This window comes from Kutzneria viridogrisea DSM 43870 (genome assembly GCF_000525635.1).
GTDB classification, from domain to species: Bacteria; Actinomycetota; Actinomycetes; order Mycobacteriales; family Pseudonocardiaceae; genus Kutzneria; species Kutzneria viridogrisea.
In genome coordinates this window covers 6,885,306-6,906,264 of record NZ_CP007155.1, presented here as the reverse complement: position 1 = coordinate 6,906,264, position 20,959 = coordinate 6,885,306, and the positions used below count along the sequence as shown (strand labels likewise).

Annotated in this window: 2 protein-coding genes (1 of these 2 running past the window's edge); both read left to right on the top strand. The window is 72.5% G+C overall.

Annotated elements, in window-relative coordinates; genetic code table 11:
- Nucleotides 1-11,039, top strand: the 3' end of a protein-coding gene (locus KALB_RS49535; protein ID WP_025359425.1) for a non-ribosomal peptide synthase/polyketide synthase. Its footprint begins 11,521 nt before the window's first position; 11,039 of the gene's 22,560 nt are visible here — the last part of the coding sequence; its start codon lies off the left edge, out of view; the stop codon is at nt 11,037-11,039.
- Complete coding sequence (locus KALB_RS30240; RefSeq protein WP_025359424.1) at nt 11,036-20,959, top strand: amino acid adenylation domain-containing protein; 9,924 nt, start codon at nt 11,036-11,038, stop codon at nt 20,957-20,959. The genes KALB_RS49535 and KALB_RS30240 overlap by 4 nt, the downstream gene beginning before the upstream one ends.

The following is a 20,959-nucleotide window of genomic DNA, read 5'->3' as shown; positions in this document are numbered from 1 at the left end:
CCACCGAGGGCGTCACCGTGGCGTCCTACACCCCGACCCAGCTCGCCGCGTCCACTGTGGACCTGCGCCTGGTGTTCTGCGCTGGCGAGCCGCTGCCCGCCGCCCTCGCGCGGCGGTTCCACGGCACGCTGGTGAACCTGCACGAGGTGGCTGGCCGTCCCGTGGCCGCCACGAGGTTCGTCACGACCGACCCCGCCGCGCTGGTGCCGATCGGCCGCCCGCTGCCCGGTGTCGACGTGTCCGTTGTGGACGGTGAGGGCCGACTGCTGGCCCCCGGCGTGCTCGGGCAGTTGGTCGTCGACGGGGAGCGGACCGGCGACCAGGTGCGCTGGCGGTCGGACGGTCAGCTCGAACTGGTCGAGACCGCCGTGGTCCGCGGGCTGCTCATCCAGCCCGCCGAGGTCGAGGCCGCGCTGCTGGAGCGCCCCGACGTCACGCAGGCGGCCGTGGTGGTCCGGGACGGGCAGTTGGTGGCCCACCTGGTCGGCCGGGACGTGGACGTGGCCGGGGTCCGCCAGTACGTGGACGCGGTGCTGCCGGAGTACCTGGTGCCGACCACCGTGGTCGTCGCGGCCGAGCTGCCGCTGACCGAGCGCGGCACCGTCGACCGCGAGGCGCTGGACGTCTCCACCGGCGCCGCCGAGTCGCGGTCGGCGCGCACCCCGCAGGAGGAGATCCTGTGCGGGCTGTTCGCCGAGGTCCTCGGCGTGGAGCGGGTCGGCATCGACGACAGCTTCTTCGTGTTGGGCGGCCACTCGCTGTCGGCGATCCGCCTGCTCAGCCGGATCCGCGCCACCTTCGGCGCGGAACTGACCGTGCGCGCCCTGTTCGGCGAGCCCACTGTCGCGGGCCTGGTGGAGCGGCTCGACTCGGCCGCCGCCAGCACGCGGGTCCCGCTGGTGCCCGTGCAGCGGCCCGAGCGGCTGCCGCTGTCCTTCGCCCAGCAGCGCCTGTGGTTCCTGCACCGGCTGGAGGGCCCCAGCTCCACGTACAACGTGCCGCTGGTGCTCCGCCTGTCGGGCCGACTGGACCGCGCGGCGCTGCGGGCCGCCATCGGTGACGTCGTGCGGCGCCACGAAACCCTGCGCACGATCTTCCCCGAGGCCGGGGACACGCCGTACCAGTTGGTGCTCAACGAGGTCAGCCCCGAACTGGACGTGGTGCGGACCAGCGAGGACGGGCTTGCCGCCGCGCTGGAGACCGCGTCCCGGCGGGCGTTCGACCTGACCGGCGAGATCCCGCTGCGGGCCACGCTGTTCGAGCTCGGCACCGACGAGCACGTGTTGTTGCTGCTGGTGCACCACATCGCCAGCGACGGCTGGTCGGAGGGCCCGCTGGCCCGCGACGTGTCGGTGGCCTACGCGGCACGCAGCCAGGGCGCCGCCCCGCGCTGGACCCCGCTGCCCGTGCAGTACGCCGACTACACGATCTGGCAGCGCCAGGTCCTCGGCGCCGAGGAGGACCCGGAAAGCCAGCTGGCAAAGCAGATCGACTACTGGAAGCAGGCCCTGACCGGGCTGCCCGAGGTGCTGCCGCTGCCGGTGGACCGGGTGCGGCCCGCCGTCGCCTCCTACCAGGGTGACGAGATCGCGTTCACCATCAGCGAGCCGCTGCACCAGGCCATGGCCGGGCTGGCGCGGCGCACCGGCAGCACCGTGTTCATGGTGATGCAGGCGGCCTTCGCCGCGCTGCTCACCAAGCTGGGCGCGGGCACGGACATCCCGATCGGCACGCCGGTGGCCGGTCGCGGTGACGAGGCGCTGGACGAGCTGGTCGGGTTCTTCGTGAACACCGTCGTACTGCGTACGGACACCTCCGGCGACCCGAGCTTCCGCGACCTGCTGGCCCGCGTCCGCGAGTCCGACCTGGCCGCGCTGGCCCACCAGGACGTGCCGTTCGAGCACCTGGTGGACGCGGTCAACCCGGTCCGTTCGCTGGCGCACCACCCGCTGTTCCAGGTCATGCTGGTCTTCGAGACCAACAGTGCCGGGGTGTTCGCCATGCCGGGGCTGGACGCGCGGTTCGCCGAGGACGTGGACATGTCCGCGGCCCGCTTCGACCTGACCCTGCACCTGGACGAGCACCGCGGGGCCGACGACACCCCGCACGGCATCACCGGGTTCCTGGAGTTCGCGACCGACCTGTTCGAGCGCCCCACCGTGGAGCGCATGGTGCAGCGGCTGATCACCGTGCTGGCCTCGGTGGTCGACGATGCCGAGCAGCCGATCAGCGCGCTGGAGGTGCTGCTGGCCGACGAGCACCGTGCGGTGCCCGCCCGCGAGCTGCCCATGGCTGGCGTCGCGGAGCGGTTCGCGGCCCAGGTGGCGCGGACCCCGGACGCGACCGCCGTGGTGCACGAGGACGTTGAACTGTCCTATGTGGAGCTGAACGAGCGGGCGAACCGCCTGGCGCACAAGCTGGTCGGCGCCGAGCAGGTCGCTGTGGACCTGCCGCGCTCTGCCGACCTGGTGGTGGCCGTGCTGGCCGCCGTCAAGGCCGGTGCGACCCTGGTGCCGACCGCCGAGGTGGTCGTGACCAGTGTCGACGCCGAGGGTGAGCCCAGCACCGATCCCGCTGTGACGGCCCGTGCCGTCGTGCTCGTGACGGCCGAGGGCCTGGCGATCCCGGCCACGGCCATCGCGGAGCAGGCGCCCGAGCGGGTCGCGCTGTACGGCGAGTCCGCGGAGTTGGAGATCCTGTCCACGCTGGTGTCGGGCGGCTGCGTGGTCGTGCCGACCGAGCAGGTGGACGACACCGAACTGCTCGGCTGGCTGGAGTGGTTCGAGGTGCAGCGGCTCACCGCGCCCGCCGCGGTGGTGGACCGCCTGCTGGCGGTCGCCGAGGAGCAGTCCTACGACCTGGACGACGTGCGCCGGGTCATCCGCGTGGCCCAGCCCTGGGGCGCGCAGGTGCTCGACTCCGCACTGCGCCCGGTGCCGCCGGGTGTGGTCGGCGACCTGTACGTCGGCGACGAGGCCCTGGGCTACCAGGGCGAGCCCGCCCGCACGGCGGCCCAGTTCGTGGCCAACCCGTTCGGTGCGCCGGGGACCCGGTTGCACCGCACGGGGGAGAAGGCCCGCTGGAGCGTGGACGGCGTGCTGCTGCCGCCGCTGGCCAGCACCGTTGAAGAGTCCGAAGTGGACGCTGGCCGCGAGGCGCGGACCCCACAGGAACGCCGTCTGTGCGAGCTGTTCGCCGAGGTGCTGGAGGTCGAGTCCTTCGGCGTCACGGACAGCTTCTTCGCCTGGGGCGGTCACTCGCTGCGGGCGACCCAGCTGATCAGCCGTATCCGCTCGGCCTTCGCGGTGGAGCTGCCGGTGCGGGCGATCTTCGAGGCGCCGACCCCGGCCGCACTGGCCGAGCAGCTCGCGGCGGCCGGTGGGGCGCGCACCGCGCTGGCCCCGGCCACCCGGCCCGAGCGTGTCCCGCTGTCCTTCGCCCAGCAGCGGCTGTGGTTCCTGCACCGGATGCAGGGCCCGAGCCCGACGTACAACGTGCCGGTGGTGCTGCGCCTGGACGGTGAGCTGCACCGGGACGCACTGGTCGCCGCGGTCCGGGACGTGGTGGTCAGGCATGAGAGCCTGCGCACGGTCTTCCCGGACGTCGAAGGCACGCCGTACCAGCACGTGCTGGCCGAGTTCGAGCCCGCGGTGTCCTTCGTGGACACGACGGACCTGGACGCGGACCTGACCGAGCTGGCGCGCCACGCCTTCGACCTGGCGACCGAGTTGCCGATCCGGGTCACGGTGTTGTCCACCAGCCCGACCGAGCACGCGCTGTTGCTGCTGACGCACCACATCGCCAGCGACGGCTGGTCCACCGAGCCGCTGTCCCGCGACTTCGCGCACGCCTACGCCGCGCGGACCCGTGGCGAGCAGCCGGAGTTCACGCCGCTGCCCGTGCAGTACGCGGACTACACCCTGTGGCAGCAGGACTTGCTGGGTAGCGAGCAGGACCCGACCAGCCTGCTCTCGCGCCAGGTGGAGTTCTGGCGTACGGCCCTGGCCGACCTGCCGGAGCTGCTGCAACTGCCCACCGACCGGCCGCGTCCTGCGGTGGCCTCCTACGAGGGCGGCGCGCTGGACTTCGAGTTCACGCCCGAGCTGCACCGGGGCGTGACCGAACTGGCCGAGCGGACCGGCACCACGGTGTTCATGGTCATGCAGGCCGCGCTGTCCACCCTGTTCACGAAGTTGGGTGCTGGCACGGACATCCCGCTGGGCACGCCGATCGCGGGCCGCACCGACGAGGCGCTGGAGGAGCTGGTCGGCTTCTTCGTGAACACGCTCGTCCTGCGTACGGACACCTCCGGTGACCCCGGCTTCGGCCAGGTCCTGGAGCGGGTGCGCGAGGCCAACCTGGCCGCGTACGCCCACCAGGACGTGCCGTTCGAGCGGCTGGTCGAGGTGCTCAACCCGACCCGGTCCCTGGCCCACCACCCGCTGTTCCAGGTCATGATGACCCTGCACAACAGCTCGGCGGACGGTCCCGGGCTGGAGGGCGTGGACACTGGCGTGGCCACCGTGGACCTCCAGTTCACCCTGCAGGAGTCCTTCGACGCCAACGGTTCCCCGGCTGGGCTCGGCGGCGACGTGGAGTACGCCACCGACCTGTTCGGCCCCGACTCGGTGCGGCTGCTGCTGACCAGGCTGGAGACCCTGCTGGCGGCCGTCGTGGCCGACCCGCGGCGGCCGATCAGCCGGATCGACCTGCTCACCGCGCAGGAGCGCACGCAGGTGCTGCGCACCTGGAACGACACGGCCCGCGAGGTGCCCGCGCTGACGGTCCCGCAGCTGTTCCAGGCGCACGCCCAGGGCAGCCCGGAGGCCACCGCGCTGGTGTTCGGCGCCGAGCAGGTGTCCTATGTGGAGCTGAACGTGCGCGCCAACCAGTTGGCGCACCACCTGATCGCCCAAGGCGTCGGCCCGGAGCGGATCGTCGCGGTGGCCCTGCCCAGGTCGGTGGACCTGGTGGTCGCCCTGCTCGCCGTACTCAAGACGGGGGCCGCCTACCTGCCGATCGACCCCGGCTACCCGGCGGAGCGGATCGGCTACATCCTGGCCGACGCCCAGCCGGTGTGCCTGCTCAGCACGGGCAACGGTCCGCGCACCGAGGTGCCGACCGTGCTGCTGGACTCGGCGGCCAAGCAGGCCGAGCTGGCGGAGCTGTCCGGGGCCGACCCGGAGTCCACTGTGGACCTGCGCAACCCGGCTTACACGATCTACACCTCCGGCTCCACCGGCCGCCCCAAGGGCGTGGTGGTCACGGTCGGTGACCTGGCCAACTTCCTGGCCGCGATGACCGACCGGATCGGCCTCACCCCCGAGGACCGGCTGCTGGCGGTCACCACGGTGGCCTTCGACATCGCCGGGCTGGAGATCCACCTGCCGCTGGTCAGCGGCGCGAGGGTGGTGCTGGCGGCCGAGTCGCAGGTGCGCGACCCGGCGGCGCTGACCGCGCTGGCGCGGACCAGTGGCGCGACCGTCATGCAGGCCACGCCCTCGCTCTGGCAGGCCGCGCTCGCGGAGGACGCGGAGTCCTTGCGGGGCATGAGGATGCTGGTCGGCGGCGAGGCGCTGCCCGCGGCGCTGGCCGGGACCATGGCAGAGGTCGGTGCCGAGGTGGTCAACCTGTACGGGCCCACCGAGACCACGATCTGGTCGGCCAGCGCGGCGATCAGTGACGGCAGTGTGCCGCCGATCGGGCGGCCGATCGCCAACACCGCCGTGTACGTGCTGGACTCCGCGCTGGCCCCGGTGCCGGTCGGGGTCACCGGTGAGCTCTACATCGCCGGTGACGGCCTGGCCCGCGGCTACGCCAACCGGCCCGGCCTGACCGCCGAGCGGTTCAGCGCCGACCCGTTCGGCGAGCCTGGTTCCCGCATGTACCGCACCGGCGACCTCGCCCGGTGGCGTGCCGACGGCCAACTGGAGTACCTGGCCCGGGTGGACGACCAGGTGAAGCTGCGCGGGTTCCGCATCGAGCTGGGCGAGATCGAGTCCGTGCTCACGGCGCACCCCGAGGTGACGCGGGCGGCCGTGCTGGTGCGGGAAGAGCGGCTGGTGGCCTATGTGGTCGGCAGTGCGGACGTGTCCGGTCTGCGGGCGTTGGCGCAGAGCAGGTTGCCGGAGTACATGGTGCCCTCGGCCTACGTCAGCCTGGACACGCTGCCGCTGACCCCGAACGGCAAGCTGGACCGCAAGGCCCTGCCCGCGCCCGACTTCGGCGCCGAGTCCGGTGGCCGTGCCGCGCGCACCCCGGCCGAGCAGGTTCTCTGCGGGCTGTTCGCCGACGTGCTCGGCGCGGAGCGGGTCGGCATCGAGGACAACTTCTTCGAGCTGGGCGGGCACTCCCTGCTGGCCACGAAGTTGATCAGCCGGATCCGGGTGGCGCTGGGGGTCGAGGTGCCGATCCAGGCCCTGTTCGAGGCGCCGACCGTCGCCGGTCTCGCCGAGCGGCTGACCGGCGCCGCCACGGGCCGCCGTGCCCTGGAGCCGATGGCCCGCCCGCAACGCGTGCCGCTGTCCTACGCCCAGCGCAGGCTGTGGTTCCTCAACCGGCTGGAAGGCCCGTCCGCCACCTACAACCTGCCGCTGGTGCTGCGCCTGTCCGGCTCGGTGGACGCCAGTGCGCTGGCCGCCGCGCTGCGGGACGTGGTGGGCAGGCACGAGAGCCTGCGCACGGTCTTCCCGGACAGCAGCGCCGACCCGCACCAGATCATCCTGTCCCCGGCCGAGGCCCAGCCGCGGTTCGACACCGTGGAGCTGTCCGCCGCGGAGCTGGACGGGGCGATCGCCGAGGCGGCGCAGTACCGGTTCGACCTGGCCGCCGAGCTGCCGATCCGGGCCTGGCTGTTCACGGTCAGCCCGACCGAGCACGCCGTTGTCCTGCTGATGCACCACATCGCCAGCGACGGTTGGTCGATGACCCCGCTGAGCCAGGACCTGGCGCACGCCTACACGGCCCGGTGCCGTGGCGAGGAGCCGGTGTTCGCCCCGCTGCCTGTGCAGTACGCGGACTACACCCTGTGGCAGCACGAGGTCCTCGGTGACGAGCAGGACGCCGACAGCGTGCTGGCCCAGCAGGTGGCGCACTGGCAGCGGACCCTGGCCGGTGCTCCCGAACTGCTGGAGCTGCCCACCGACCGGCCCCGTCCCGCGGTGGCCAGCTACCAGGGCGGCATCCTGGAGTTCGAGCTGGACTACGAAGTCCACAAGGGACTGTCCACACTGGCCAAGCGGAGCGGCACCACGCTGTTCATGGTGGTGCAGTCCGCGCTGGCGACCCTGTTCACGAAGTTGGGCGCCGGTACGGACATCCCGTTGGGCACGGCGATCGCCGGTCGCACCGACGAGGCGGTGGAGGACCTGATCGGGTTCTTCGTCAACACCCTCGTGCTGCGCACCGACACCTCCGGCGACCCGAGCTTCACCGAACTGCTGGGCCGCGTGCGGCAGACCGACCTGGCCGCCTTCGCCCACCAGGAGGTGCCGTTCGAGCGGCTGGTCGAGGTGCTCAACCCGGCCCGCTCGCTGGCGCACCACCCGCTGTTCCAGGTGCTGCTGACGGTGCAGAACACCGAGCAGGCCCAGCTGCGGCTGCCCGGGGCCGAGGTGGAGTTCGACGGGGCCGGCACCGGGGTGGCCAAGTTCGACCTGGCGTTCAGCCTGGAGGAGTCCGGCGAGGGCCTGGAGGGCCTGGTCGAGTACGCCGCCGACCTGTTCGACCGGGACACCGTGCAGCGGCTCGTGGACCGGCTGATCACCCTGCTGCGCGGCGTGATCACCGACCCCGAGCTGCCGATCAGCCAGCTGGACGTGCTCAGCGACACCGAGCGCGGGCAGCTGCTCGGCGAGTGGAACGAGACCGCTGCGTCCACTGAGGACGGTGTGCTAGCAGAGCTGTTCGCGGCGCGGGTCCGGCGCGACCCGCAGGCGCCCGCGCTGGCGTTCGAGGGCACCACGCTGACCTACGGTGAGCTGGACGCCCGCGCGAACCGCTTGGCGCACAAGCTGGTTGAGCTCGGTGCCGGTCCGGAACGGTTCGTCGCGGTGGCCGTGCCGCGTTCGGTGGAGATGGTCGTGGCCCTGCTCGCGGTGGCCAAGTCCGGTGCCGCCTACGTTCCGGTGGACCCGAGCTACCCGGCCGACCGCGTGGCCTACATGCTCTCCGACGCGGCGCCCAGCCTGGTGCTCACCACCTCGGGCACCGGCCTGGCCGGGCTGCGCCTGGACGAGCTGGAGCTGGACGGCCCGGACACGGCCCCGGCGGTGACCGGACTGGGGCTGGGCAGCCCGGCGTACGTGATCTACACCTCCGGGTCCACCGGCCGTCCGAAGGGTGTGGTGGTGACCCACTCCGGTTTGGCCAGCCTGGTTGCGGCCCAGGTCGGCGCCTTCGGTGTCGGCCCGGGCAGCCGGGTGCTCCAGTTCGCCTCGCTCAGCTTCGACGCGGCGTCCTGGGAGGTCTGCATGGGCCTGCTCTCCGGTGCCTGCCTGGTGGTGGCCCCGGCCGACCGGGTGCTGCCCGGTGAGCCGCTGGCCGAGCTGGTGGCCGAGCACGCGGTGACCCACGTGACCCTGCCGCCCACGGCGCTGGCGGCGCTGCCCGCCAACGGCCTGCCCGAGGGCATGACCCTGGTGGTGGCCGGCGAGGCAACCCAACCGTCCACTGTGGAGCAGTGGTCGGCGGGCCGCACGATGATCAACGCCTACGGGCCGACCGAGACCACGGTCTGCGCCACGATGAGCGGCCCGCTGTCGGGAGCCGTGGTGGCGCCGATCGGGCGGCCGATCACCAACTCGCGGGTGTACGTGCTGGACGCGGGCCTGCGCCCGGTCCCGCCCGGCACCACGGGTGAGCTGTACGTGGCCGGTGCGAGCCTGGCCCGCGGCTACCACAACCGGCCCGGCCTGACCGCCGAGCGGTTCGTGGCCAGCCCGTTCGGCGTGGGGGAGCGGCTGTACCGCACCGGCGACCTCGCGAAGTGGCGGGTGGACGGCCAGTTGGAGTACGTGGGCCGCGCCGACCACCAGGTCAAGGTGCGCGGGTTCCGCATCGAGCTGGGCGAGATCGAGTCCGTGCTCGCGGCGCACCCCGCGATCGCCGAGGTGGCCGCTGTGGTCCGTGAGGACCAGCCCGGCGACCGGCGCATCGTGGCCTACCTGGTCGCGGCCGGGCAGGCGCCCGGATCGGCGGAACTGCGCTCGGTGGTGGGCGCCGCGCTGCCGGAGTACATGGTGCCCTCGGCCTTCGTGGTGCTGCCCGCGATCCCGTTGCTGCCCAACGGCAAGGTGGACCGCAAGGCGCTGCCCGCCCCGGACTTCACCGCCGTGTCCACCGGCCGTGCCCCGCGCACCTCGCGCGAGGAACTGCTGTGCGGGCTCTACGCGGAGGTCCTCGGCCTGCCCGAGGTCGGCATCGACGCCAACTTCTTCGAGCTGGGCGGGGACAGCATCCTGTCCCTTCAGGTGGTCAGCCGGGCGCGCAACGCTGGCATCGTGATCAGCGCGCGGGACGTCTTCCGGTACGGCACTCCTGCCGCACTGGCCGCCGCGGCCGGTTCGCAGGGTGCCCGCGCCGAGGAGCCGGACGCCGGGATCGGCGCGATGCCGCTGACCCCGATCATGCGCTGGCTGCGTGAACAGGGCGGCCAGTACACCGGGTTCAACCAGTCCATGGTGGTCCAGGTGCCCGCCGACCTCGGCATGGACCGGCTCACCACGGCCGTGCAGGCACTGCTCGACCACCACGACGCCCTGCGCGGCAAGCTGTCCGACGCCGCGCTGGTGATCGCCCCGCGCGGTGCGGTGCGCGCCAAGGACGTGGTGCAGCGGGTGGACGTCACCAGGCTGGACCTGGCCCAGGCCGTCACCGAGCACGGCGGCTACGCCAGGGACCGGCTCGCCCCCGCCGACGGGGTGATGGTGCAGATCGTGTGGTTCGACGCGGGGCCGAACGAGTCCGGGCGGCTGCTGCTGGTGCTGCACCACCTGGTGGTGGACGGCGTGTCCTGGCGGATCCTGTTGCCGGACCTGGCCGCCGCCTGGCACACGGCGGCGCGCGGTGACCAGCCGGTGCTGGACCCGGTGCGGACCTCGCTGCGCACCTGGGCGCACGCGCTGGCCACGCAGGTCCCCGCCCGGCGCGCAGAGCGTCCACTGTGGACGTCCATGCTCGGCGGCACCGACCCGCTGCTGAGTGGGCGCGCACTGGACCCGGCGGTGGATGTGGCGTCCACGGTGCGCGAGGTGGAGCTGACGCTGTCCACGAAGGACACCGAGGCGCTGCTGACCGCGGTGCCCGCGATGTTCCACGCCGGGGTCAACGATGTGCTGCTGACCGGGCTGGCGCTGGCCGTGGCCAGGTGGCGCGAGCAGCGCGGCCTGTCCGGTGACGGGGTGCTGGTGGACCTGGAGGGCCACGGCCGCGAGGAGATCGTGGACGGGCTGGACCTGACCCGCACGGTGGGCTGGTTCACCAGCCTGTTCCCGGTCCGTCTCGACCCGGGAACCCCGTCCTGGCAGGAGGTCCAGGCCGGTGGGCACGCGGTCGGCCAGGCCGTCAAGCAGGTCAAGGAGCAACTGCGGGCGCTGCCCGACCACGGCATCGGCTATGGCCTGCTGCGCTACCTGGACCCCGAACCACACCTGGACCCGGTGAAGCCGCAGATCGGCTTCAACTACCTGGGCCGGTTCGGCGCGGGCACGGCGGGGGACTGGGCGCTGGCCGAGGACGTGTCCGGGCCGGACGGGCGTGACCCGCGCATGCCGCTGGCGCACGCGCTGGAGGTCAACGCGGTCACCGAGGACCGCGCGGACGGGCCCGCGCTGACCGCGACCTGGTCCTGGCCGGACGCGCTGTTCACCGAGCCCGAGGTCCGCGAACTGGCCGAGGCGTGGTTCGAGGCGCTGCACGCGCTGGTCGAGCACGCGCAGGCCCCCGGTTCGGGCGGGTTCACCCCCTCGGACCTGTCGTTGGTGTCGCTGAGCCAGGACGAGATCGAGGACCTGGAAGAGGAATTGGGGAGCTTCGAGTGAAGCCGTCTGGCCTGCAAGACGTCCTGCCGCTGTCCCCGCTGCAGGAGGGCATGCTGTTCCACTCGCTGTTCGATCGGGCAGCGGTGGACGTCTACACCACCCAGCTGGTGCTGGACCTGGACGGCCCGCTGCGCGCGGAGACCCTGCGGCAGGCGGCCAACGCCTTGCTGCGCAGGCACTCCTCGCTGCGGGCCTGCTTCCGGCAGCGCGCCAACGGGCAGCCGATCCAGGTGATCGTCAAGGAGGTGGCCGCACCCTGGCAGGAGGTGGACCTGACCGGCCGGGAGCAGGAGCTGGCCGAGCTGCTCGCCGCCGACCGGGTGCGCCGCTTCGACCTGGCCAAGCCGCCGCTGATCCGGTTCACCCTGGTCCGGCTCGGCGAGGACCGGCACAAGCTGGTGATCTCCAACCACCACATCCTGCTGGACGGCTGGTCGGCGCCCCTGTTGTTGCAGGACCTGTTCGAGCTCTACGCCGGGCGCGAACCCGGACCTGTTGCCCCGTACCGGGACTACCTCGCCTGGCTGGCGGCGCAGGACGCCGGTGCGGCGGAGCGGGTCTGGCAGCGCGCGCTGGACGGGGTCACCGAGCCGACCCGCGTCCGCGCCGCCGACCCGGCCCGCGTGCCCGATCTGCCGGAACGGCTCTACGTGGAGCTGCCCGCCGAGCTCACCTCGGCGCTGACCAAGCTGGTCCGCGGTCGCGGGCTCACCGTGAACACGGCGGTGCAGGCGGCGTGGGGCATCGTGCTCGGCGAGCTGACCGGCCGCGATGACGTGGTGTTCGGCGAGACCGTGTCCGGCCGCCCGCCGGAGGTGGCCGGGGTCGAGACGATGATCGGCCTGTTCATCAACGCGCTGCCGGTGCGGATGCGCCTGGACCCGGCCCGCTCCCTGGTGCAGAACCTGGCGCGGTTGCAGTCCGATCGCGCCGAGGTGCTGTCCCACCAGCACCTGGGCCTGGCGCAGATCCAGTCGGCCACCGGGCTGGGCGAGCTGTTCGACACCATGACGGTGTTCGAGAACTACCCGGTCAGCGCCGATGACGAGGACGAGACCTACGCGGGGCTGCGGCTGACCGATGCCACCGGCGGCGGCGCCACGCACTACCCGCTGAGCCTGATCAGCACGATGGCGGGCGACAAGTTGTCGCTGCGGCTGGACTTCCGCACCGACCTGTTCGACCGCGCCGAGGTGACGCGCCTGGGTGACCGGCTCGTGCGGCTGTTCGAGACGCTGGTGGCCGACCCCGACCTGCCGCTGGCCAAGCTGGAGCCGCTGACCGAGGCCGAACGCCACCGCGTGCTGGTCGAGTTCAACGACACGGCCCAGCCGGTGCCGGAGGGCACGCTGGCCGACCTGCTCACCGGGCAGGCGCAGCGCACGCCCGAGCGGATCGCCGTGGTGTTCGAGGGCACCGAAGTGTCCTATGTGGACCTGCATGCCAGGGCGAACCGCCTGGCGAACCTGCTGACCGAGCGCGGGGTGGGCCCCGGGCACACGGTCGCGATCAGCCTGCCGCGCTCGGTGGACCTGGTCGCCGCGCTGGTCGGGGTGCTGAAGACCGGCGCCGCGTACCTGCCGGTTGACCCGGACTACCCGGCCGACCGGATCGCGTACATGCTCGCCGACGCCAAGCCCAGCCAGCTCGTCGACGACGAGATCATGGCGCTGAGCAAGGACTTCGCCGACAGTGAGCCGGGGCGCCGGTTCTCCGCCGCGCTGCCCGCCTACGTCATGTACACCTCCGGCTCCACCGGCCGCCCCAAGGGCGTGGTCGTGCCGCACCAGGCGGTCCTCACGCGCATGGCGGGCATGCAGGCCGACTTCGGGCTGGCCGCCGACGACCGGGTGTTGCAGAAGACCCCGTCCAGCTTCGACGTGTCGGTCTGGGAGTTCTTCTGGCCGCTCACCCAGGGCGCCACCCTGGTCGTGGCCCGGCCCGACGGCCACCGCGACCCCGGCTACCTGGCGGAGACCATCCGCGCCCAGCGCGTCACCACGGTGCACTTCGTGCCCTCCATGCTGCGGCTGTTCCTCCAGGAGCCCGCCGCCGCGCAGTGCACGGGCCTGCGCCGGGTCTACTCCGGTGGTGAGGTGCTCACCGAGGAGTTGCAGCGGCAGTTCCACACGCTGCTGGACGTCCAGCTCATCAACGGATACGGCCCCACCGAGTCCACTGTGGACGTCACGTTCTCCTCGTGCGTGCCCGACTCCGGCCCCGCCCCGATCGGCGGCCCGGTCGGCAACACCCGGCTGTACGTGCTGGACTCCGCCCTGCGCCCGGTCGGCGTGGGCGCGGTCGGTGAGCTGCACATCGCGGGCGTGCAGCTGGCCTACGGCTACCACGGGCGCGCGGACCTGACCGCGGAGCGCTTCGTGGCCGATCCGTTCGGCGAGCCGGGCAGCCGCATGTACCGGTCCGGCGACCTGGTCCGATGGCGTGGCGACGGCCAGATCGAGTTCGTCGGTCGCGCCGACGACCAGGTCAAGGTGCGCGGCCTGCGCATCGAGCTCGGTGAGATCGAACAGGCCCTGCTCGACCAGGACGGCGTGCGCCGCGCGGCGGTCGTCGTCCGCGAGAACCGCGTGCTCGCCTACACCGTTCCGTCCACTGTGGACGTACTTGCGCTGCGCTCGGCCCTACAGGACAGGCTGCCGGAGTACATGGTGCCCGCGGCGATCGTCGGGCTGGACGAGCTGCCGCTCACCCCGAGCGGCAAGCTGGACCGCAAGGCGCTGCCGGAGCCCGAGTTCGGCGCGGCCCCGGTCGGCAGAGCGCCGCGAACACCCCAGCAGGAGATCCTCTGCGGGCTGTTCGCCGAGGTCCTGGGCGTGCCCAGGGTCGGCATCGACGACAACTTCTTCGACCTCGGCGGGCACTCCCTGCTGGCCATCCGCCTGATCAGCCGGATCCGCTCCGCGCTGGACGCCGAGCTGCCCATCCGCGTGCTGTTCGAGGCACCGACCGTGGCCACGCTGAGCGAGCGCCTCGGTGCCGCCGACCGTGCCCGCACCCCGCTGACCCGCCAGGAACGCCCCGAGCTGGTGCCGCTCTCGCTGGCCCAGCGCCGACTGTGGTTCCTGTACCGGCTCGAAGGCCCCAACGCGCTGTACAACATCGCCACGTTGGTGCGCCTGAGCGGCCAGCTCGACCAGGACGCGCTCGCCGCCGCTGTGTCCGATGTGGTCGGTCGGCACGAGATGCTGCGTACGGTTTTCCCCGAGTCCGGCGGCACCCCGCACCAGGTCGTGCTGGACCAGGGGCCGCGACTGCACGTCGAGTCCACACTGGACGAATCGGCGGTCGAGCGGGCCGCTGGCCACGCGTTCGACCTGGCCACCGAGCCGCCGCTGCGGGCGACCCTGTTCACCGATGGCGCCGAGGAGCACGTGCTGGCCCTGGTGCTGCACCACATCGCCGGTGACGGTGGCTCCACGTCCGCGCTGCTGGGGGACCTGGCGCTGGCCTACGACGCACGCCGTGACGGGCGCGCGCCGTCCTGGGCCGCGCTGCCCGTGCAGTACGCGGACTACACCCTGTGGCAGCAGAAACTGCTCGACAGCGACATGGACCGCCAGCTCGCGTACTGGCGCACCTCGCTGGCAGGCCTGCCCGAGCAGCTCGAACTGCCCACCGACCGGCCGCGTCCCGCCGTGGCGATCACGCACAGCGAGACGGTGGAACTGGGCTTCGGGCCCGAGCTGCACCGCGACCTGCTCGCACTGGCACGCAAGACGAACACCACCCCGTTCATGGTCATGCAGGCCGCGCTGGCCGTGCTGCTGACCAGACTCGGCGCCGGTACGGACATCCCGCTGGGCACCGCCGTGTCCGGCCGCGGGGACGACGCCCTGGACGGGGTGATCGGGTTCTTCATCAACACGCTCGTGCTGCGCACGGACACCTCCGGTGAGCCGAGCTTCACCGAGCTGCTGCGCCGGGTCCGGCAGACCGACCTGGACGCCTTCGCGCACCAGGACGTGCCCTTCGAGCGGCTGGTCGAGACGATCAACCCGAGCCGCTCGCTGGCCCGCCACCCGCTGTTCCAGGTCATGCTGACCTACCAGGACCCCGGGGAGTCGGAGTTCGCCCTGGCCGGGCTGGACACCAGGTTGGACGGCACCGGCACCGGCTCGGCCAAGGTGGACCTGTCCTTCCACCTTCAGGAGTCCTTCACCGCCGAGGGCCGCCCCGACGGGGTGGACGGCCTGCTGGAGTTCGCCACCGCCCTGTTCGACCGGGCCAGCGCCCAGGCCATCGCCGACCGGCTGGTCATCGCGCTGACCGCGCTGGTCGCCGACCCCGCACAGCCGATCACCCGCGTGGACGTGCTGTCCGAGGTGGAGCGGCACCAGGTGATCACCGCCTGGAACGACACCGCCCGCGAGGTGGCCCCGGCCCACCTGCCCGGCCTGTTTGAGACTCAGGTCTCAGTTCAGCCCGATGTGGTGGCCGTGGTGCACGGGGCCGAGTCGCTGACCTACCGCGAGCTCAACGAGCGCGCCAACCGGCTGGCCCGGTACCTGGTGGCCCAGGGCGTGGGCCCGGAGCGCTTCGTCGGCGTGGCCATGCCGCGTTCGGTGGACCTGGCCGTGGCCCTGCTCGCCGTGGTCAAGGCCGGTGCCGCCTACCTGCCGATCGACACCAGCTACCCGGCCGAGCGCATCGGGTTCATGCTGGAGGACGTCCAGCCGGTGCTCGTGCTCACCGAGCAACCCGTTGACACCAGCGGGTTCTCCGGCGAGAACCTCACCGATGCCGAGCGCTTGGCCCCGCTGCGGGTGAGCAACCCGGCCTTCGTGATCTTCACCTCCGGGTCCACCGGCCGCCCCAAGGGCGTGGTGGTGGAGCACCGCTCGCTCAACGTGTACCTGGCCTGGACCCGCTCGGCCTACCCGGGTGTCGCGGGCCGCTCGCTGGTGCACAGCCCGGTGTCCTTCGACCTCACCGTGACCGGCCTGTTCTCCACGCTGACCGCGGGCGGCTGCGCCCAGTTGATCGAGCTGGACGAGAACTCCGCCGCCGACGGCACCCTGGTGCGGCCCAGCTTCGTCAAGGCCACCCCGAGCCACCTGTCCCTGCTGATCGCCCTGCCCGGGGAGTTCTCGCCCACCGACCAACTCGTGCTCGGCGGGGAATCGCTGATGGGCGAGGTGCTCGACGAGTGGCGGCGCCGCCACCCGGGCGCGACCGTGATCAACGAGTACGGCCCCACCGAGACCACCGTGGGCTGCACCGAGTACCGCATCGAGCCGGGGGACAGCGTGCCCGCCGGGGTGGTCACGATCGGCAAGCCGATCTGGAACACCCGGATGTACGTGCTGGACGGCGGCCTGTGTCCCGCGCCGGTCGGCGTGATCGGCGAGCTCTACATCGCCGGTGACCTGGTCACCCGCGGCTACCACAAGCGGCCCGGCCTGACCGCGGGCAAGTTCGTGGCCGACCCGTACGGCCCCGCGGGCGCGCGCATGTACCGCTCCGGGGACCTGGCCCGGTGGAACGCCCAGGGCGGGCTGGAGTTCATCGCCCGCGTGGACGACCAGGTGAAGCTGCGCGGGTTCCGCATCGAACTGGGCGAGATCGAGGCGGTGATCGGCCAGCGCGAGGACGTGGTGCAGGCGGCCGTGATCGTCCGCGAGGACCAGCCCGGCGACCGGCGACTTGTCGCCTACGTGGTGCCCGCCAACGGGTCCGTGGACGTGACTGCCCTGCGCGCGACCGTGGCCGACCAGCTACCGGAGTACATGGTGCCCGCGGCCTTCGTGGTGCTGGACGCGCTGCCGCTGACGGCGAACCGCAAGCTGGACCGCAAGGCCCTGCCCGCGCCGGAGTTCGGCTCCGACTCGGCTGGCCGCGCCCCGCGCACCCCCGCCGAGGAGGTGCTGTGCGCGCTGTTCGCCGACGTGCTCGGTGTGGAGCGGGTCGGGGTGGATGACGACTTCTTCGACCTGGGCGGGCACTCGCTGCTCGCGACGCGCCTGGTCAGCCGGGTCCGCGCCGCGTTCAACGCGGAGTTGCCGATCCGCAGCGTGTTCGAGGCCCCGTCCGTGGCCGGGCTGGCCCAACGCCTGACCGGCGCGAGCGGGTCCGCGCGGCAGCCGTTGACCCCGATGCCCCGGCCCGAGCGCGTGCCGCTGTCCTTCGCCCAGCGCAGGCTGTGGTTCCTGCACCGGCTCGAAGGCCCGTCGCCGACGTACAACATCCCTTTGCTGCTCAGGCTTTCCGGCCACCTGGACCGCGAGGCGCTCACCGCGGCCGTGGCCGACGTGGTGGCACGACACGAGTCCCTGCGCACGGTCTTCCCCGACGTGGACGGCGATCCGCACCAGGCCCTGACCCAGCAACCGGTTCGGGTCGACTTCGTGCCTGCCGGTGACCTGGACGAGCAGCTGACCCAGGCGGCACGGCACGGCTTCGAGCTGGCGACCGAGGCCCCGCTGCGGGTCACGGTGTTCAGCGCGGGCGCCGAGCACACGGTGCTGCTGCTCACCCACCACATCGCCAGCGACGGCTGGTCGGCGGCACCGCTGGTCGGGGACCTCAGCGCGGCCTACACCGCACGACTGCGCGGCGAAGCTCCACAGTGGACGCCACTGCCCGTGCAGTACGCGGACTACGCGCTGTGGCAGCAGGAACTGCTCGGCAGCGAGCAGGACCCGGACAGCCTCGTGTCCCGGCAGGTCCAGTTCTGGCGCGACACCCTCGCCGGTGCGCCGGAACTGCTGGACCTGCCGACCGACCGCCCGCGCCCGCAGGTGCTCACCCACCGCGGCGACTCCCTGCTGCTCGACATCGACCCGGAGCTGCACCGCGCGTTGATCAGCACTGCGCGCCGCGGCGGGGCAACGGTGTTCATGGTGTTGCAGGCCGCGCTGGCCGCCCTGCTCACCCGGCTCGGCTCCGGCACCGACGTGCCCATCGGCACCCCGGTGGCCGGTCGGCTGGACGAGTCTCTCGAAGACCTCGTTGGCTTCTTCGTGAACACCGTCGTACTGCGTACGGACACCTCCGGCGACCCGAGCTTCACCGAGCTTCTCGCCCGGGTCCGCCACACCGACCTCGCCGCGCTGGCCCACCAGGACGTGCCGTTCGAGCGCCTGGTGGAGGCCCTCAACCCGGTCCGCTCGCTGGCCCACCACCCGCTGTTCCAGGTCATGCTGACCCTGCAGAACAACGAGGAGGGCGCCCTGTCGTCGCCGGGACTGACGGTCCAGGTGGACGACATCGGCACCGGCGTGGCCAAGTCCGACCTGTCGCTGAGCCTGCGCGAGAACCGCACCGCGCAAGGTGATCCCGCTGGAATCGAGGGCGTGCTGGGCTTCGCCGAGGACCTGTTCAGCCCGCAGGCCGCCCAGTCCGTCGCGGACCGGCTCGTGCGGCTGCTCACCGCCGCCACGGCGAACCCGGACGCGCCGATCAGCAGCTTCGAACTGCTCGGCGAGCAGGAACTGCACCGCGTCCTGCACGAGTGGAACGACCGTCCCGCACCGGTTTCGCGCACCCTGCCCGAGCTGTTCGCCGAGCAGGTCGGCCGCACCCCGGACAACCCCGCCGTGGCCACCGCCGAGGCAGAACTGTCCTATGTGGAGCTCAACCGGCGTGCGAACCGACTGGCCCACAAGCTGATCGACCTGGGTGTCGGCCCGGAGCAGGTCGTGGCCCTCGCCGTACCGCGATCGATCGACATGGTGGTCGCGCTGCTCGCGGTCGCCAAGGCCGGTGCCGCGTACGTGCCGGTTGACCCGAACTACCCGGCGGACCGCATCGAGTACATGCTGTCCGACGCGCGTCCCGCGCTCGTGCTGACCACCTCGGGCACCGGCATCGAGGGCCTCGCGCTGGACCGCATCGAGCTCGGCCCGGACACCTCGGACCCGGTCGTGCCGGGGCTGACCCCGGCCAGCCCCGCGTACGTGATCTACACCTCCGGGTCCACCGGCCGTCCCAAGGGCGTTGTCGTCTCGCACGCTGGCCTCGCGGGCCTGTCCGCCAACCAGCGGGCCAGCTACGGGGTCGAGCCGTCCAGCCGCGTGCTCCAGTTCGTCTCGCTCAGCTTCGACGTGTCCGTGGCCGAGCTGTGCATGGCGCTGCTGTCCGGCGCCTGCCTGGTCGTGCCGCCCGGCCCCGTCGCCGGTGAGGAACTGGCCGAACTGCTCGCCGCGCAGCGGATCAGCCACGTGCACATGCCGCCCTCGGTGCTGGCCAGCGTGCCGAAGGTCGCACTGCCCGAGCTGCGCGCGCTGATCACCGGCGCCGAGCACTGCCCGCCCGACCTGGTCGAGTTCTGGTCCACGGGCCGCCGCATGATCAACGCGTACGGCCCCACCGAGGCCACCGTGGACATCTCCTTCGCGGAGATCGGCCGGGACCAGGGCATCGGCAGGCCGATCGCCGGGGCCAGGGTGTACCTGCTCGACCCCGCGCTGCGCCCGGTGCCGCCCGGGGTGGCCGGTGAGCTGTACGCCAGCGGCCCCGGCATCGCCCGCGGCTACCTGAACCGGCCCGGCCTGAGCGCCGAGCGGTTCGTGGCCAACCCGTTCGGCGAGCCGGGCACCCGCATGTACCGCACCGGGGACCTCGCCCGCTGGCGTGCCGACGGCCAGCTGGAGTTCGTCGGCCGCGCCGACCACCAGGTGAAGATCCGCGGCTTCCGGGTGGAGCTCGGCGAGATCGAGGCCGTGCTCACCGAGCACCCCGCCGTGGACCGCGCCGTGGTGCTCGTCCGCGAGGACCGGCCAGGAGACCGCCGCCTGGTCGCCTACGTGGTCGCCGACCAGGTCGACCTGGCGGGCCTGCGCGGCACCGCCGCCGACCAGTTGCCCGAGCACATGGTCCCGTCCGCCTTCGTGCGGCTCGCCGAACTCCCGCTCACCCCCAACGGCAAGCTCGACCGCCGCGCCCTGCCCGCCCCCGACTACGCCGCAACGCCCAGCCGCGCCCCGCGTGGCCCCCGCGAGGAAGTCCTCTGTGGACTGTTCGCCGAGGTGCTCGGCCTGCCCTCGGTCGGCATCGACGACAACTTCTTCGAGCTGGGCGGGCACTCCCTGCTGGCCACCCGGTTGATCAGCCGCATCCGCGTGACCTTCGGCTCGGAGCTGGGCGTGCAGGCGGTGTTCCAGTCCCCGACCGTGGCCTCGCTCGGCGCCCAGCTCGACAGCGGGGACCAGCGCGGCGGCCTGGACGTGCTGCTGCCCATCCGCACCGAGGGCAGCCGCCCGCCGCTGTTCTGCGCCCACCCGTCCACCGGCCTGAGCTGGGCCTACTCCGGGCTGCTCCGGCACCTGGACGCCGACCACCCCGTCTACGGCCTGCAGGTGCGGGGCCTGGCCGAGGTGTCGGCCCTGCCGGGCACCCTGGACGAGATGGTCGCCGACTACGTGGACCAGATCCAGAAGGTACAGCCCGAGGGCCCGTACCACCTGCTCGGTTACTCGCTGGGCGGCAACATCGCACACGCCATCGCCGTGCGGCTGCGTGCCCTCGGTGAGCAGGTCGCGCTGCTGGCCGTGCTCGACGCCCAGCCGGGCGGAACGGATGAACTGGACAACAAGGCGGTGCTGGGCAGGCTGCACGCCGACCTCAGCGGCGGGGCAGCGGGCGACGAGCGGGCCACCGTGCTGGGCTTCCTGCGCCAGGACGTGCTGCCCGACCTCAACGAGGAGCAGCTCGGCCGCGCGCTGGACGCCATGATCAACAGCATCAGCGCCACCATGGCGCACCGGCCCACCAGCTTCGACGGGGACCTGCTGCTGATCACCTCCGCCAGCCAGCCCGAGGGCGGCGTGCCCCTGGCCCAGGCCTGGGCCCCGTACGTCGGCGGCCGGATCGAGGAGCACCGGGTCGACTGCCCGCACTCCGACATGCTCGACGCCGACCGCATCCCCGACATCGCGAGGATCCTCACCGGCCGGATCTGA